Origin of the sequence: Thiohalophilus sp., from assembly GCF_046483665.1 — a bacterium.
GTDB lineage: Bacteria > Pseudomonadota > Gammaproteobacteria > UBA6429 > Thiohalophilaceae > Thiohalophilus.
Window position 1 is genome coordinate 90,766 of sequence record NZ_JAWOCR010000005.1, and the last position, 16,115, is coordinate 106,880.

General features: G+C 56.5%; 16 protein-coding genes. 12 read left to right on the forward strand and 4 right to left on the reverse strand.

All coding sequences use genetic code 11. The annotated features are described in order from the left end of the window. Window positions 1-192 precede the first annotated feature (192 nt). Entirely contained in the window at window positions 193-939 is a 747-nt protein-coding gene (locus R6U90_RS01280; protein ID WP_410350843.1) for a HesA/MoeB/ThiF family protein, read from the forward strand. A 57-nt stretch (window positions 940-996) separates the two neighbouring features. Here R6U90_RS01280 and hslO read toward each other — a convergent pair whose 3' ends face one another. The 4 genes from hslO to gatC form a co-directional block, all read right to left on the reverse strand. After that, complete coding sequence (hslO, locus tag R6U90_RS01285) at window positions 997-1,869, reverse strand: Hsp33 family molecular chaperone HslO (RefSeq protein ID WP_410350844.1); 873 nt, start codon at window positions 1,867-1,869, stop codon at window positions 997-999. 46 nt (window positions 1,870-1,915) lie between these two features. Next, window positions 1,916-3,349, reverse strand: a complete 1,434-nt coding sequence (gene gatB / locus R6U90_RS01290; RefSeq protein ID WP_410350925.1) for an Asp-tRNA(Asn)/Glu-tRNA(Gln) amidotransferase subunit GatB — start codon at window positions 3,347-3,349, stop codon at window positions 1,916-1,918. 148 nt (window positions 3,350-3,497) lie between these two features. After that, window positions 3,498-4,952: an Asp-tRNA(Asn)/Glu-tRNA(Gln) amidotransferase subunit GatA gene (gene gatA / locus R6U90_RS01295; RefSeq protein WP_410350845.1), complete on the reverse strand. Its 1,455-nt coding sequence runs from the start codon at window positions 4,950-4,952 to the stop codon at window positions 3,498-3,500. Window positions 4,953-5,011: 59 nt separating this feature from the next. Beyond that, entirely contained in the window at window positions 5,012-5,299 is a 288-nt protein-coding gene (gene gatC, locus R6U90_RS01300; RefSeq protein WP_410350846.1) for an Asp-tRNA(Asn)/Glu-tRNA(Gln) amidotransferase subunit GatC, read from the reverse strand. A gap of 182 nt (window positions 5,300-5,481) precedes the next feature. Here gatC and R6U90_RS01305 point away from each other — a divergent pair, with 182 nt between their 5' ends. The 11 genes from R6U90_RS01305 to lipB all read left to right on the forward strand — a co-directional run bounded on the left by R6U90_RS01305 (window position 5,482) and on the right by lipB (window position 16,115). Beyond that, window positions 5,482-6,528, forward strand: coding sequence for a rod shape-determining protein (locus tag R6U90_RS01305; RefSeq protein ID WP_410350847.1), 1,047 nt, complete (start codon window positions 5,482-5,484; stop codon window positions 6,526-6,528). A 107-nt stretch (window positions 6,529-6,635) separates the two neighbouring features. Next, window positions 6,636-7,520, forward strand: coding sequence for a rod shape-determining protein MreC (gene mreC / locus R6U90_RS01310; RefSeq protein WP_410350926.1), 885 nt, complete (start codon window positions 6,636-6,638; stop codon window positions 7,518-7,520). Next, the gene (gene mreD / locus R6U90_RS01315; protein ID WP_410350848.1) at window positions 7,517-8,005 is read left to right on the forward strand and encodes a rod shape-determining protein MreD; all 489 of its coding nucleotides are present in this window, start codon (window positions 7,517-7,519) and stop codon (window positions 8,003-8,005) included. Before mreC ends, mreD begins: the two co-directional genes overlap by 4 nt. A gap of 8 nt (window positions 8,006-8,013) precedes the next feature. After that, window positions 8,014-9,879 (forward strand): penicillin-binding protein 2, encoded by a 1,866-nt coding sequence (mrdA, locus tag R6U90_RS01320; RefSeq protein ID WP_410350849.1) that lies wholly within the window; start codon window positions 8,014-8,016, stop codon window positions 9,877-9,879. Next, on the forward strand, window positions 9,866-11,005 hold the full coding sequence (rodA, locus tag R6U90_RS01325) for a rod shape-determining protein RodA (protein WP_410350850.1): 1,140 nt from the start codon (window positions 9,866-9,868) through the stop codon (window positions 11,003-11,005). Before mrdA ends, rodA begins: the two co-directional genes overlap by 14 nt. Window positions 11,006-11,024: 19 nt before the next feature. Then, entirely contained in the window at window positions 11,025-12,005 is a 981-nt protein-coding gene (gene mltB / locus R6U90_RS01330; protein ID WP_410350851.1) for a lytic murein transglycosylase B, read from the forward strand. A gap of 20 nt (window positions 12,006-12,025) precedes the next feature. Further along, window positions 12,026-12,910 carry a septal ring lytic transglycosylase RlpA family protein gene (locus R6U90_RS01335; protein ID WP_410350852.1) on the forward strand — a complete coding sequence of 295 codons (885 nt, stop codon included), beginning with the start codon at window positions 12,026-12,028 and terminating at the stop codon, window positions 12,908-12,910. A 109-nt stretch (window positions 12,911-13,019) separates the two neighbouring features. Further along, window positions 13,020-14,165: a D-alanyl-D-alanine carboxypeptidase family protein gene (locus tag R6U90_RS01340; RefSeq protein ID WP_410350853.1), complete on the forward strand. Its 1,146-nt coding sequence runs from the start codon at window positions 13,020-13,022 to the stop codon at window positions 14,163-14,165. Window positions 14,166-14,182: 17 nt separating this feature from the next. Then, window positions 14,183-15,043 carry a D-amino acid aminotransferase gene (locus R6U90_RS01345; protein ID WP_410350854.1) on the forward strand — a complete coding sequence of 287 codons (861 nt, stop codon included), beginning with the start codon at window positions 14,183-14,185 and terminating at the stop codon, window positions 15,041-15,043. 149 nt (window positions 15,044-15,192) lie between these two features. Next, the gene (locus R6U90_RS01350; protein ID WP_410350855.1) at window positions 15,193-15,459 is read left to right on the forward strand and encodes a YbeD family protein; all 267 of its coding nucleotides are present in this window, start codon (window positions 15,193-15,195) and stop codon (window positions 15,457-15,459) included. Between the two features lie 2 nt (window positions 15,460-15,461). Further along, a complete protein-coding gene (lipB, locus tag R6U90_RS01355; RefSeq protein WP_410350856.1) occupies window positions 15,462-16,115 on the forward strand; it encodes a lipoyl(octanoyl) transferase LipB in 654 nt (217 codons plus the stop codon).

Genomic DNA, 16,115 nt, shown 5'->3' on the forward strand with positions numbered 1-16,115 from the left:
ATTGCGAGCTAAGCGAAGCAATCTTTTGAACAAAATGATCTGGAATTCGGAACACTTATTTAGTTACCGGGGGCTAGAAAAACTTCAAACTCCCGATTTCTGACTGCCGACTGCCAACTTTCATTTGCCTGTTCAACTATGATTGTTTGGCGTATTCTTTCGCTATTCGACAACGCATAGACCTGACCGATTATGAACGACGAACAACTGCTGCGTTACAGCCGCCAGATCATGCTGCCCCAGGTCGATGTCGCCGGGCAGGAAAAACTGCTGTCTTCGAGAGTCTTGATTATTGGCCTGGGCGGGCTGGGTTCGCCGGTAGCGATGTATCTGGCCGCTGCCGGTATCGGACAGCTGGTGCTGGTGGACCACGACCGGGTGGATCTCTCCAATCTGCAGCGTCAGATTCTACATCGCCACAAAGATATCGGCCGCCCCAAGATTGCCTCGGCAGCCGAAACCCTGATGCAGCTTAATCCGCAACTGCAAATTACCACACTGGATCACAAACTCTCTGATCATGAACTGCGCGAAACCGCCCGCAACATGGATATTGTCGTGGATGCGACAGATAATTTCGAGATTCGCTTTGCGCTCAACCGGATCTGTGTCGAGACCGGTACGCCCCTGGTTTCCGGCGCGGCAATTCGCATGGAAGGCCAGGTGAGTGTCTTTTTGAACAAACCCGGCAGTCCCTGTTATCGCTGTTTGTATCGTGACGAAGGTGAGCCGGATACCTCCTGCAGTGAAAACGGGGTTCTTGCACCGGTGGTCGGGATTATCGGCAGTGTGCAGGCGCTTGAGGTCATCAAGATCCTGCTTAACATCGGCTCTACACTGGATGGCAAGCTGTTATTGCTGGATGCCCTGCATATGGAGTGGCGCACCCTCACCCTGAAACAGGACAGCGAATGCCCGGTGTGCGGCGCAACCGTTTAAAGAGAAATCCCGCCTTACTTTCTTTTCGTAACGCAGCGCAATAGCCGCTTCGCCGGTTCAGTGGCGGGTATCGGGTGTCCGGTAAGTCACTTCGGTCGCGAACAGGTGTTCAGCATCTACGGCATCGAAATAGTATTGCTGATTGCAAAACTCGCAAGTCACATCAATGTGTTCCTCTTCATCGAGTATCGCCCTGACTTCATTGAGTCCCAGCTGACGCAACATATTGGCCACCCGATCCTTGCTGCAGGGACAGCGGAAACAGATCGGCTCTGATTCAAATACCCGTATATCTTCCTCGTGATAGAGGCGATGAATAATCTGCGGCGCCGTAAGAGCCAGCAGTTCCTTATCGGTAATAGTCGCGGAGAGATGTTCGACGCGGTTCCACCCTTCCTGCTCTGCGCTAGTCCGGTTGGCTGGTAGCTTCTGGATCAACAGGCCGGCGGTACGTTGATTACTGACCGCAAGCCAGATACGAGTATCGAGTTGCTCGGAGCGGGACAGATAGTCATCGATCGCCTCGGCCAGGTTGTTGCCCGTAAGTTCCACGATACTCTGATAGCGTTCCGCGCTATTGGCCGGCTCGAGGGTAATGGCCAGACGGCCATCGCCGACCAGTTCCGGCAAAGAACCAGGCTGGATATCCCCGGCATAATGGGCCATGCCGCGCACATTACGATCGTGCGTACATTCCACCACCATGAAAGGAACCGGTCCATTGCCCTGGATCTGCATGGTCAGACGACTTTCATGTTTGAGCGTAGCGGAAAGTAACACTGACGCGGTCATTACTTCGCCCAGAAGATGCAGTACCGGATCGGGATAGGTATGTTTTTCCTGCAGCGCTTTCCAGGTGGCGTCCAGCTGCACCAGATCGCCGCGAATCGCCAGATTTTCGAACAGGAAACGTTGCAGAATATCGCTCATGATCAGACTCCGGCCGTTATCTTGACCGGTGACAGATTAAGACTGCTCATTGACTGAGCTTGTCTTTCAACATCTGGTTCAACTGCGCCGGATTACCCTTGCCACCGGTCGCCTTCATGCATTGGCCGACGAAGAAGCCCAGCACTTTTTCCTTACCGGCACGGTACTGTTCCACCTGCCCGGGATTGTCGGCGATCACTTTCTCAACAATCGCCTCCAGTTCGCCCGTGTCGGTGATCTGTTTGAGACCTTTCTTATCGATAATGGAATCGGCGTCGCCCTCGCCGTTCCACATGGCGTCAAACACATCCTTGGCGAGCTTGCCCGAGATGGTGTTGTCCTTGATGCGTTTGATCATCCCGGCCAACATCCCGGCACTGATCGGGCTGTCGGTGATGCTCATATCTTCCCTATTCAGATAGCCGGACAGCTCACCGATTACCCAGTTGGCGGACAATTTGGCTTCACCACAGGCGCTGACTACGCTTTCATAAAAATCGGCCAACTCACGGCTTGCAGTCAGGATCACCGCATCGTCGATCTTGAGACCATAGTCGCTGATAAAGCGATTCTTTTTCGCCTCAGGCAGTTCCGGCATATCGGCGCGAATCGTCTCGATGTGTTCCCGGGTAATTTCCACCGGCAGCAGATCGGGATCAGGGAAATAACGATAGTCCATCGCCTCTTCCTTGGAGCGCATGGACCGGGTTTCGTCTTTATCGGCATCGTACAGGCGGGTTTCCTGGACGATCACCCCGCCGGCTTCCAGCACATCGATCTGCCGTTCGACTTCAAATTTGATCGCGCGCTCCACAAACCGGAATGAGTTGATGTTCTTCAGTTCCGTGCGGGTACCGAACTCTTCCTGGCCCCGGGGTCGCACGGAGACATTGGCATCGCAGCGGAAGGAGCCTTCCTGCATGTTACCGTCACTGATGCCCAGGTAGCGCACCAGGGCATGGATCTTCTTCATGTAGGCGACCGCTTCTTCGGCGGAGCGCATATCCGGCTCGGAGACGATCTCCAGCAACGGGGTCCCGGCGCGATTAAGATCAATCCCGGTCATGCCGTGGTAGTCCTCATGCAGGGACTTGCCGGCATCTTCTTCCAGATGCGCGCGGGTGACACCAATGATCTTTTCACTGCCATCCTCCAGACGAATCGTGAGTTTGCCTTGCCCGACAATCGGCAGTTGGTTCTGACTGATCTGATAACCCTTGGGCAGATCCGGATAGAAGTAGTTCTTGCGCTCGAACACCGAGCGTGACGCAATCCGGGCCTCGACAGCCAGGCCGAACTTGATGGCCATGTTGACCACTTCTTTATTCAATACCGGCAACACACCAGGCAGCCCCAGATCCACCGCGCAGGCCTGGCTGTTGGGCGGCGCGCCATAGGCGGTCGGGGCGCCGGAGAATATCTTGCTCTGCGTCGCCAGCTGGGTATGAATCTCAAGCCCGATGACTGTTTCCCATTCCATCATGTCAGTTCCGAGGTACGAGGGACGAGGGACGAGGAAATAAAGCCATACCTGTCACTGTCCACATATTTCAACATAATCATCACTAATAACGAATTCACGAGTCCGGGAACGGGACCAACCCTCGTCACTCGTCCCTCGTAACTCGTCACTCGAATCCCTCCGGGATTCGCTGGTGCCAGTCGGTAACCTGCTGGTAACGGTGCGCGACGTTGAGCAGGCGCGCTTCGTCGAAGTAGTTGCCGATGATCTGCAATCCAACCGGCAGATTGTTAACAAATCCGGCCGGCACCGACATGGCGGGCAGGCCGGCCAGGTTAGCAGCGATGGTATAGATGTCCGACAGGTACATAGTGATCGGATCACCGGCTTTCTCGCCCAGTTTGAAGGCCGGACCCGGGGCAGTGGGACCCATGATCACATCCACCGATTCGAAGGCCCGCACAAAATCATCGCGGATCAGCCGCCGCGCCTGCTGCGCCTTAATATAATAAGCGTCGTAGTAGCCGGCCGAGAGGGCGTAGGTGCCGACCATGATGCGCCGCTTGACCTCGGGGCCGAAGGCCTCGCCGCGGCTGCGCTTGTAGTGATCTTCCAGATCCTTCGGATTCTCACAGCGATAGCCGAAACGTACCCCGTCGAAACGCGACAGGTTGGAGGAACATTCGGCCGGGGCCACCACGTAATAGGCCGGTACCGACAGGTGGGTGTTGGGCAGGCTGATCTCCACCACCTCGGCGCCCAGTTTTTTGTATTCTGCCAGCGCCGCGTCTACCGCGTCGGCGATGCCCGCATCCAGGCCGGGATCGAAATGTTCCCTGATCAGGCCAATTTTCAGTCCCTTCAGATCCGCGTTCAGTTCTGCACGGTAGTCGGGCACCGGCCGCTCCAGGCTGGTGGAGTCGCGCGGATCATGCCCCGCCATCGCATTGAGCAACAGCGCGGCATCCTCGGCCGTTTGGGTCAGCGGCCCGGCCTGATCCAGACTGGAGGCGAAGGCAATCATGCCGTAACGGGAAACCCGCCCGTAGGTGGGTTTGAGCCCGGTGATCCCGCATAGCGCCGCCGGCTGGCGAATCGAGCCGCCGGTATCGGTGCCGGTGGCCGCCGGGGCCAGGCGGGCCGCCACGGCTGCCGCCGATCCGCCGGATGAGCCACCGGGCACAGTAGCGATATCCCAGGGGTTTTTGACCGGTCCGTAAAAACTGGTTTCGTTGGACGACCCCATGGCGAATTCATCCATATTGGTCTTGCCCAGAGTGATCATCCCCGCCTCGTTCAGGCGGGTCACCACAGTGGCATCGTAAGGGGCGATAAAGTTATCCAGCATTTTCGAACCGCAGCTGGTTTTGATGCCGTCCGTGCAGAAAATATCCTTATGCGCCAGTGGGATACCGGTCAATGGACCGGCCTCGCCGGCAGCGCGCAGCGCATCCGCTGCGCGGGCCCGGGCCAGTGCCGAATCCGCCGCAACAGTAATGTAACTGTTGAGTTGCGGATCCAGCGCGCTGATGCGATCCAGATAGTGGCGGGTCAGTTCTTCACTCGAACAGGTACCCTGTTCCAGATCGCGGACCTGTTGCGCAAGCGTTTTGTCGTGCATGCTGTCTTCTCGTGTGAGTCAGTCTTTGATAGTTCAGGAATAGGCCGCAGGGAGACCGGTTACTCGACCACCCGGGGGACCAGGTACAGGCCATCCTCAACCCCGGGTGCCTGGGATTGAAACCGTTCCCGCTGATCTGCTTCAGTCACCCGATCCTCGCGCAGGGGCTGGACGGCATCCAGGGGATGCGCCATAGGCGTAACCCCGGCGGTGTCCGCCGCATTCATCTGTTCGACCATCTCCAGAATGTTTGAGAGGTTGTCAGCGTAGCCGGGACTATCGGCCTCGTCGATGGCCAGCCGGGCCAGATGCGCAATCTTCTCGACATCAGATTTATCCAGTGACATGGTTTCCTCGGTAATCCAGCAATTGTCCAGAAAATACAAGACTATCCCGGCACCGGGGCCGGTTGTGATGGGCTAGGCAAATTGGCAACGTTACCACAGATGATTCCTTGCCCAAAGCCCTTCTATTTGATTACATTACCCGTTTATACTGACGTATCTCATCACCTATAAAGATTACAAACATGTTTGACAGTTTACGGGGACTTTTCTCCAACGATATTTCCATCGATCTGGGTACTGCCAACACCCTTATTTATGTCCGCGGTCAGGGTATTGTACTCAATGAGCCCTCGGTTGTGGCGATTCGTCAGGAGCGTGGACCGGGCGGCCCCAAGTCGATTGCCGCTGTCGGGACCGAAGCCAAGCGGATGCTGGGCCGAACGCCGGGCAATATCGTTGCGGTACGTCCGATGAAAGACGGCGTCATCGCCGATTTTACCGTCACCGAGAAAATGCTCCAGCATTTTATCCGCAAGGTGCACGAGGCGCGCTTTTTCCGCCCCAGTCCACGAGTGCTGATCTGTGTGCCCTGCGGTTCCACCCAGGTGGAACGCCGGGCGATTCGCGAATCGGCTGCCGGTGCCGGCGCCCGCGATGTCTATCTGATTGAAGAACCGATGGCCGCTGCCATCGGGGCCGGTATGCCCATCTCCGATGCCAGCGGCTCGATGGTCGTGGATATCGGCGGCGGCACCACTGAAGTGGCCGTGATTTCCCTGAGCGGGATCGTCTATTCCGCGTCGGTCCGCATCGGTGGCGATCGTTTCGACGAGGCGATCATTAACTACGTACGCCGCAACTACGGCAGTCTGATCGGTGAGTCCACTGCTGAGCGCATCAAACAGGATATCGGCACGGCTTATCCCGGCCACGAAGTCCGGGAACTGGAAGTACGCGGCCGCAACCTGGCCGAAGGGGTCCCGCGCAGCTTTACGCTCAACAGTAATGAAATTCTCGAATCCCTGCAGGAACCCCTGTCGGGAATTGTCAGTGCGGTCAAGACCGCACTGGAGCAGACGCCACCGGAACTGGCCTCGGACATCGCCGAACGCGGTATGGTGCTTACCGGTGGCGGCGCCCTGCTGAACGATCTGGATCGACTGCTGATGGAAGAAACCGGCCTGCCGGTAATCATTGCCGAGGATCCGCTGACCTGCGTAGCACGCGGTGGTGGCCGGGCACTGGAGATGATCGACGAGCACGGTGGCGATCTGTTTACTGTCGAATAACTATTCCGGCCTGCGACCGGTCATTCCCGGTCAGGCCGCCCGGTCGATTCATTCTGCCGGGCAAAATCCGGTAACCTGTTCCTGTATCCTGTAGTCCGTCGGGGAGCCTGACCGTTAAACTTTTATTCGTACAAGGTCCGTCAACCACGATCCGGTTGCTATTGCTGATCCTGATCTCAGTGACCCTGATGACGGTGGATCATCGCACCAGTTATATTAACACCTTGCGCTCCGGGCTGTCCGTGGTGGTCTATCCCTTGCAATACGCGGTTAATCTGCCCGCCGATTTTGTGGACTGGGCATCACAAACTTTTGTCACCCGCAATACCCTGCTTACGGAAAACGAAGAGCTGCGCACCCAGAATCGGCTGCTCAAGTCCCAATTGCAGAAACTCACCTTTATCGAGTCGGAGAATGTCCATCTGCGCGAACTGTTGCAATCCTCCAAACGTGCCGGTGAACGTATCCTCATTGCCGAACTGCTGGCGGTGGATCTCGATCCCTATAGAAAACAGGTGGTCATCAACAAGGGCAGTACTCACGACGAACTGTATATTGGCCAGCCGGTCGTCGATGCCCACGGGGTGATGGGGAAACTGACACATGTGACCCCCTTCTCCAGTACCGCATTGCTGATCACCGACCCCAACCACGCGGTGCCGGTGCAGGTCAATCGCAACGGGCTGCGTGCCGTGGCCGTCGGCAGTGGTGAAGGAACCGTGGAATTGTTACACCTGCCCAACAACGCCGATATACAAGAGGGCGATCTACTGGTCAGTTCCGGTCTGGGTTGTGTCTATCCGGCCGGTTACCCGGTTGCCACAGTCACTGAAGTGACAACTAACCCCCGCCTGCCGTTTGCCGAAATCGTTGCTGAACCGGTTGCCCGCCTGCAACGCAGTCGCGAGGTATTGCTGGTCTGGCCGGCGCTGGCTAACCTGCCACCAATGGAAAACCCCTGCGAAGTCCATAAACGGAGAGATGAACAATGAGACGGGACAGACAGGGTGGTGGCGGTATGATCCTGGTCAGCTTTATCGCAGCCCTGGCGCTAACGATTATGCCATTGCCTGACACCCTGGAACTGGCCCGGCCGGAGTGGGTGATTCTGGTGGTGGTGTACTGGGTTATGGCTCTGCCCGAACGCATCGGCGTCGGTATTGCCTGGATCATGGGTCTGTTGCTCGACGTCGTGCGTGACGCACTGCTGGGCCAGTACGCTATTACCCTGGCGCTGATCGCCTTTATCGTCATCTACATGCATCAACGTCTGCGGGTCTTCCCGGTATGGCAGCAGGCCCTGGTAATCAGTATGCTGGTTATTCTGCAATATATTCTGGTGTTCTGGATCAAGGGACTGACCGGCGAGCTTCCCTCATTCTGGAAAATGCTGTTGCCTGCCATCAGCACCGGGATCTTCTGGCCGCCGGTCTTTCTGCTTATGCGACAGATTCGACGCCATTATCAAATCAGCTGAACGAACCGATGCCGCGTAACGCCCGTCCCGCTCTGAAGGATAACCTGACTGAAACTACTCTGTTTAATCGGCGCTTGCTGGTTGCCAGTGTCGCAGTCGTGATATTAACGGTGATTCTGATTAGTCGGATGTTTCACCTTCAGGTCATCAACCAGATTCATTTTTCCACACTCTCGGAAAACAACCGGGTCAATCTGCTGCCCATTCCCCCGACGCGGGGTCTGATCTACGATCGCAACGGGATCGTGCTGGCCCAGAACCAGCCCAGCTTCACTCTGACGCTGGTACCGGAACATATTCCCGATCTGGATGCGACCCTGGCGCGCTTGCAGAACCTGATTCAGTTAACCGATGCCGACATCGAGCGCTTTCATCGTTACCGACGGCAAAAACGTCGTTTCGAGGGAATCCCGTTACGTTTTCGCCTGACGGATGAAGAGGTCGCGCGCATCTCGGTCGATCAGTATCGTCTGCCTGGGATCGAGATCAAGGCCGAGCTGGCACGCCATTACCCGCTGGGCAAGCTGGCCTCACACGCCATTGGTTACGTCGGACGTATCAATGAGCTGGACGATATCAATACAGCCAATTACAGCGCCACCACGCACATTGGCAAAGTAGGTGTAGAGCGTTTTTATGAAGAGCAGTTACATGGCGAGGTGGGTTATCAGCGCGTGGAAACCAACGCCCAGGGACGTATTCTGCGTGTACTGGAACGTACCCTGCCCAAACCAGGCAAGAATCTTTACCTGAACCTGGACGCCCGCTTGCAGGAAATCGCCGAGCAAAGCTTCAAAGAGGAAAACGGCGCACTGATTGCGATGGATCCCAACAACGGCGCGGTACTGGCCCTCGCCAGCCTGCCCACCTATGATCCCAACCTGTTTGTGAACGGTATCGATTCGGCCAGCTATCGAGTCCTGACTTCCTCCATAGATCGCCCGCTGTTCAACCGCGCGTTACGTGGCCAGTATCCTCCCGGCTCGACACTCAAGCCGTTTCTCGGTCTGGCCAGTCTGGAAACGGAGGCACTGAGACCCGAGCATGAGATGAATTGCCGGGGCTGGTACAAGCTGAAAAACGATGAACGGCGTTACCGTGATTGGAAAGAAGAAGGTCACGGCAAAACCGACCTGTCCAAGGCCATTACCGAATCCTGTGATGTCTACTTTTACGAATTGTCTTTTGAACTGGGCATCGATAACATCCACAAGTACCTGGCGCGTTTTGGCCTGGGTAAACGAACCGGAATCGATATTCGTGGCGAGATGCCCGGGCTGTTGCCTTCCCGGGAATGGAAGCGCCGCACCCGTAATCAGCCCTGGTTCCATGGCGAAACCCTGATTACCGGTATCGGGCAGGGTTTTATGCTGACCACCCCTCTGCAACTGGCCAGTATTACCGCTACCCTGAGTCAGCGCGGCCAGCGCCAGACACCCCGCATGCTGTACGCAATTCAGGATGCCTCTACCAATGAATTCAACGTTCAGGACAGCCAGCCGCGGGAACCGATCCAGGATATTGAACAAGATCATTGGCAAACCGTAATCAAGGCCATGCGCGAAGTCATCCACGGGCGCAGCGGTACCGCTCGACTTATCGGCTACGGCATGCAATATGAGGCCGCCGGCAAGACCGGTACCTCTCAGGTCTTCGGTATCGCCCAGGATGAAGAGTATGTCGAGGAAGATATCGTTAAACACCTGCGTGACCATGGACTGTTTATCAGCTTTGCGCCAGTGAGAGACCCGCGTATCGTGGTCGCGGTGATCGTGGAGAATGGTGGCAGTGGCAGCTCTTCGGCCGCCCCGATTGCCCGCCGGATTATGGATCACTATCTACTCAACCAGGATCAACCACATGAGCCTGACTGACAGCCATCAGTTCGCCAACGAAACCCGGCTCAGTGCCGGCCGTCAGTTATTGCAACGTCTGCATCTGGACCTGCCGTTATTACTTGCCCTGCTGGTCCTGGCGGTGATCGGTGGCTTTGTTCTTTACAGCGCTTCGGATCGCGGAACTGATCTGCTGATACGCCATGCCCTGCGGCTGCTGATCGGCTTCATCATCATGATAGGCATTGCGCAGCTGCAGCCGGATACTATTCGCCACTGGTCGCCCTGGTTATACGGGCTCGGTCTGATACTGCTGCTGGCTGTACTCGCCTTTGGGCAGAGCGGTGGCGGTGCCCAGCGCTGGCTGGATTTTGGCCTGTTCCGCTTCCAGCCTTCGGAGATCATGAAACTTGCCGTGCCGATGATGCTCGCCTGGTATCTGTGTATTGCGGCAATTCCACCATCACCAAAACGTTTGCTGGTAGCTATACTGTTATTAATGGTGCCCACGCTGTTGGTCGCCCGCCAGCCCGATCTGGGCACAGCCCTGCTGATGGCCAGTGCCGGTTTTTTTGTACTGTTTCTTGCCGGTCTGCGCTGGCGTTTCATTGTCGGCGCCCTGATCGCCCTGACCGCCAGCACGCCGCTGATCTGGAATTACCTGCTGCACGATTATCAACGTCAAAGGGTATTGACCTTCCTGAACCCGGAACTAGAACCGCTGGGCTCAGGCTACCATATCATCCAATCCACCATTGCTATCGGCTCGGGTGGCATCCATGGCAAGGGCTGGCTCAATGGCACGCAGGCGCACCTGGATTTTCTGCCGGAGCGCTCTACCGACTTTATTTTCGCGGTCTACAGCGAGGAATTCGGCCTGCTGGGCTTTCTGCTGCTGCTGTTCTTCTATGGTGTGCTGATTGCCCGCGGCCTTATGATCGCCGCCCAGGCGCAGGACATCTACAGTCGTCTGCTGGCCGGGAGTATTACCCTGACATTCTTTATTTATGTCCTGGTCAATATTGGCATGGTTTCCGGGCTGATGCCGGTTGTCGGGGTGCCGCTGCCATTAATTAGCTATGGAGGCACATCAATAGTGACCCTGATGGCCGGTTTCGGTATTCTTATGTCTATCCAGACGCATCGGCGTCTTATATCAACCTGACAGAGTGCAGTAGGCTGTAATGAAAACCGTTCGTTTTACCGTGTTATTACTGGGCTTTTTCCTGAGTGTCACGTCTCCCGCGCAGGAGTTTTCCAACAATGAGCAGTTGCAGACATTCATCCAGGAGATGAATCAGAAGCACAATTTCGAGACCGACCGGCTGCGCCGGATGTTTGATAGCACTCGCCTGCATCAAAGTATTCTCGATGCCATTTCCCGTCCGGCGGAAAGCAAACCCTGGCATGATTACCGTCCCATATTCGTCACCCGGGATCGCACCAGCGGCGGGGTACGCTTCTGGCGCGAACATCATGAAGCTCTGCAACGGGCAGATGAAAAATTCGGCGTCCCGCCGCAAATCATCACCGCCATCATCGGCGTCGAAACCCGCTACGGCCAACATGCCGGACGTTATCTCGTGCTTGATGCACTGGCCACCCTGGCCTTTGCCTATCCGCCGCGTAGCAGCTTCTTTCGCAAGGAGCTTGAACAATACCTGTTGATGACGCGCGAGGAAGATCTGGACCCGCTGAAGCAAAAAGGTTCCTACGCCGGAGCCATGGGCATGCCGCAATTTATCTCCAGCAGCTTCCGCAGCTATGCCATCGACTTTGACGGCGACGGCAAGCGGGACCTGTGGAGCAACCCCGACGATGTCATCGGCAGTGTCGCCAATTATTTTCACAGACACCGCTGGAAGCCCGGTCAGCCGGTGGCCCACAAGGTCAAGGTACATGGCAAAAAATATCGCCAGTTGCTGGATAACGACTTGCGAGCGCGCTATACCCAGCAGGAACTGCTGGACAACGGGGTAATTCTGCCGCGGGATATTCCGCGCGATCTGAAAGGCAACCTGCTTGAACTGGAAACCGGAAACGGCCCGGAATACTGGGTCACCTGGCATAACTTTTATGTGATCAGCCGCTATAATCATAGTGCGCTGTATTCCATGGCGGTGTACCAGCTGAGCGAATTGATCGCCGCCGCCCGTAATAACTAGCCTGACTCAGGGGAGCGTCTGTGAAGCACGCCGTTCTCATCCTCTGCACCGCCGGCCTGCTGGCGGCCTGTGCCGGTGGCAGCAATTCGCGTTACGCCATGCAGCATGACAGTGCGCCGGACGATGATTTTGATGCCTCGCGCATACCTGATGCCGTCCCGCGCGCGGAACCCCGCAGCCGTTACGGCAATCCCGACTCCTACGTAGTCAACGGCAAACGTTATTACGTCAAGACCAGCAGTCAGGGTTATGTGGAGCGCGGGCATGCCTCCTGGTATGGCAAAAAATTCCACGGCCATCGCACCTCCAGTGGCGAAACCTACGACATGTATGCCATGACCGCGGCCCACAAATCCCTGCCGCTGCCGACCTACGCCGAGGTCACCAACCTGGAAAACGGCAAAAAGATTATTGTGAAAGTGAATGATCGCGGCCCGTTTCACCCCGGACGCATCATCGATCTATCCTATGCGGCGGCTAAAAAACTGGGGATGTCCGGCAAGGGCACTGCCCCGGTACAGGTAAAAGCGCTCGAACCCCGCCAGCCGGCACGCCCGGTGCAGGTCAAACGTCAGGGCGCTTCCTCGCGTTATATCGCCGCCCGCATGGGGCACCAGGTGCCGGATAAACCCGCCATCACAAACCAGCACGACTCAGCCAGCACGTCCCTGAACAGCGCAATCTTTATCCAGGTCGGCGCGTTTTCCAGCCGCAATAACGCCGAGCAACTGCGTAGCCGACTTGGTCGGCAATTCAATAATCTGAATGTGGCTGCCGCCTTTCATGATGATACCCGTCTCTACCGGGTGCGTATCGGGCCCCTGGCCAGCCGCGAAGAGGCTGACCGGTTAATCGAGCGAATCATTCTCAACGGTCTGGGCGAGCCCCGCCTGATCATCGACTGACACCATCCCCCTGCCCGGATAAACCGGCCATTTTGCGACAGATGGCTGGGTTTCGCGCGCGCCAGCCGGTAAAATGGCCCGGAATCAATCCCTGCCATAGAGGAACAACATGCGCTTTGTGATCCCCGTCATCGCCCTGCTGGCTGCTTTGCTCAGCCCCGCTCTGAACGCCGCCCCGGACCTGGTTCCCGCGCCGCCGCAATTGCCCGGGTCCTCCTGGTTGCTGATTGATCACGACAGCGGGCGGGTGCTGGTCGAGCATGAACCCGACGCCCGGGTTGAGCCAGCCAGTATCACCAAAATCATGACCAGCTACGTGGCGTTTCACGCCCTGCGCAATAGCAGTATTAACCTGGATGACAAGGTTCGCATCAGTAAAAACGCCCGCTACAAGCATACCGACGGTTCACGCATGTTTGTCGAATACAACTCCCAGGTCAGCGTGGAAGACCTGCTGCGCGGGATTATCGTGCAGTCCGGCAACGATGCCAGTATCGCCCTGGCGGAACATATCGCTGGCAGTGAAGAGAGCTTTGTGACCCTGATGAACCGCCATGCACAGGCACTGGGTATGGACAATACGCATTTTACCAACAGCACCGGCTGGCCGGACGAAAATCATTATACGACCGCCAGGGATCTGGTCAGGCTTTCGCGCGCAATGATAGATGACTTCCCGAAGGAATATGCCATGTTCGCCGAACGGCGTTTTACGCATAACGGGATCAAACAGTCAAACCGCAACCGGTTGTTATGGCTGGACGACCGCGTCGACGGAATCAAAACCGGTCATACTGAATCAGCCGGATATTGCCTGGTCTCCTCGGCCATCCATGATGAAATGCGCCTGATTGCCGTGGTGATGGGTACCGACAGCGAAAGTCAGCGTGATAACGCAAGTCGCAAACTGCTCAACTACGGTTTTCGTTTTTACGAAACGTTCCAGTTACATGACGCCAATGAACCGTTAACCGAAATGCGTATCTGGAAAGGCGAGCAAGAGGTAGTTCCGCTTGGGCTGGAAGCTCCTCTGCATGTGACCATTCCGCGAGGTCAACGTCGCAATGTCAAGGCACACATGAAAGTGGACCCTATGATCATGGCGCCGGCGAAAGAGGGGCAGGAATACGGCACCGTCAATATCATGCTTGGTGAGGAAGAACTGGCGAGCAAACCACTGGTTGCATTGCGCGATGTCAATGAAGGCAGCCTATGGCGCAAGCTGGTGGATAACATCAAGCTGATGTTCAAATAAGCGGGCGCCAGATGAGCATGCCAGAATCCATCTGTTATCTGAACGGCAATTATCTGCCCCTGGATAAAGCCTGTGTTCCGGTACTGGATCGCGGTTTCATTTTCGGGGATGGGGTTTATGAAGTTATCCCCGTCTATGCCGGCAAACCGTTTCGCCTGGATCATCACCTGCAGCGGCTTAATAACAGCCTCAACGGTGTGTATCTGTCCAATCCCCTCGATGAGGCGAACTGGACGCAGATCCTGCAACAGATCATTGAGCATAACGGTGACGGCGATCAGTCCCTGTACCTGCAGGTCACCCGCGGGGTAGCCAAACGCGATCACGGTTTTCCCGCCACTACCGAGCCCACCGTGTTTGTCATGAGTAATCCGTTCAAACCGGTGGATACCAGACTACTGGAAGAGGGCGTCGCCGCCATCACCCTGGAAGATATCCGCTGGCAATACTGCCATATCAAGAGCATTGCCCTGCTTCCCAATATTCTGTTGCGCCAGCAAGCCCTGGATGCCGACGCCGCCGAGGCAATTCTGATCAAGGACAACAAGGTAACAGAGGGCGCCGCCAGTAACGTATTTATCGTGCTTGATGGTATCTTGCTGACCCCGCCCAAGGGCGAATGCCTGCTGCCAGGCATCACCCGCGATCTGGTGGTGGAACTGGCGGACCAGCACGGCGTCCCCTGCCAGCAACGGGATATCAGCCGTGAAGAACTGTCGCGGGCCGGGGAGATATGGGTCACCAGTTCCACCCGGGAGATTCTGCCGGTCACCCGCCTCGACGGCCATCCGGTCGGCGACGGCCTGCCCGGCCCGGTATGGCAAACACTGTATACCATCTACCAGGACTACAAGGATGAACTGCGCCGGTCTGCCTGAAATTATCCTGCTGTTATCTCGCCGAACCGCGTTTCATATTGAGGTTTGGCTAAACCACCGGATACATAAAAGTCACTGAATATGCACCGGACGTTCTTCTCTTCAGTATTTTTAGTGAAGTCATCGCACACAAGCAAGCGGGTAAGACCATGAGTCAGGAAGAAACGTTTCTGGAATTTCCCTGCAAGTTCCCCATCAAGGTCATGGGGCGAAGTGATGTGGATCTGCAGTCACTGGTTATGGAACTGGTGAGCAAACATGCGCCGGAACTGCGCGAGCAGGACATCACTCGCCGCGATAGCCGTCAGGGTAATTATGTCTCCCTGACCGTCACGGTAACCGCCACCAGCAAGGCGCAACTGGATCGTATATATCTGGAACTTAACGCCAGCGATGCGGTTCTGATGACCCTCTAGCCGTGAATCAACCGTCATTCAATAAGCGCCTGCGGATTCGCCAGCGGGGCCTGTGCGAATATGAGCCGATCTGGCACGAGATGCAGGCGTTCACGCAGCAGCGCCGGCCTGATACTCCGGATGAACTGTGGCTGCTGCAACACCCGCCGGTCTTTACTCTGGGGCGCAACGCGAAACCTGAACACCTGCTCGATCCGGGTGATATTCGGGTCATCCCCATCGATCGGGGCGGTCAGGTCACTTACCACGGACCGGGTCAGCTGATGGTGTATACCCTGGCGGATCTGAAACGGCTGGAAATGGGAATACGCGAGTTTGTTACCGCACTGGAACAGACCGTCATCGATCTGCTTGCCGAATATCAAATCGAGGCACATGGCCGCCGCGATGCGCCCGGCGTGTATGTCGAAGACGCCAAGATCGCGGCGCTGGGCCTGCGCGTCAAGCAGGGCTGTACGTATCACGGTCTGGCCCTGAATATCGACATGGATCTCTCGCCGTTTGCTCGCATCAACCCCTGCGGATACGCGGGCATGGCCGTGACCCGGATGCGCGATCTGGGTATCAGCGACAGTCTGGCTTCGATCCGCGCTCGATTCGTTGTCCATTTACTGGCCAATCTGGGCTACAATGACCGGGAACAGCCGCCGGAATAA

Bases quoted from the DNA above. Each gene is read 5' to 3' on its own strand.
- R6U90_RS01280 (WP_410350843.1), top strand. From the start codon at position 193: ATGAACGACGAACAACTGCTGCGTTACAGCCGCCAGATCATGCTGCCC.
- hslO (WP_410350844.1), bottom strand. From the start codon at position 1,869: ATGAGCGATATTCTGCAACGTTTCCTGTTCGAAAATCTGGCGATTCGC.
- gatB (WP_410350925.1), bottom strand. From the start codon at position 3,349: ATGGAATGGGAAACAGTCATCGGGCTTGAGATTCATACCCAGCTGGCG.
- gatA (WP_410350845.1), bottom strand. From the start codon at position 4,952: ATGCACGACAAAACGCTTGCGCAACAGGTCCGCGATCTGGAACAGGGT.
- gatC (WP_410350846.1), bottom strand. From the start codon at position 5,299: ATGTCACTGGATAAATCTGATGTCGAGAAGATTGCGCATCTGGCCCGG.
- R6U90_RS01305 (WP_410350847.1), top strand. From the start codon at position 5,482: ATGTTTGACAGTTTACGGGGACTTTTCTCCAACGATATTTCCATCGAT.
- mreD (WP_410350848.1), top strand. From the start codon at position 7,517: ATGAGACGGGACAGACAGGGTGGTGGCGGTATGATCCTGGTCAGCTTT.
- mrdA (WP_410350849.1), top strand. From the start codon at position 8,014: ATGCCGCGTAACGCCCGTCCCGCTCTGAAGGATAACCTGACTGAAACT.
- rodA (WP_410350850.1), top strand. From the start codon at position 9,866: ATGAGCCTGACTGACAGCCATCAGTTCGCCAACGAAACCCGGCTCAGT.
- mltB (WP_410350851.1), top strand. From the start codon at position 11,025: ATGAAAACCGTTCGTTTTACCGTGTTATTACTGGGCTTTTTCCTGAGT.
- R6U90_RS01340 (WP_410350853.1), top strand. From the start codon at position 13,020: ATGCGCTTTGTGATCCCCGTCATCGCCCTGCTGGCTGCTTTGCTCAGC.
- R6U90_RS01345 (WP_410350854.1), top strand. From the start codon at position 14,183: ATGCCAGAATCCATCTGTTATCTGAACGGCAATTATCTGCCCCTGGAT.
- R6U90_RS01350 (WP_410350855.1), top strand. From the start codon at position 15,193: ATGAGTCAGGAAGAAACGTTTCTGGAATTTCCCTGCAAGTTCCCCATC.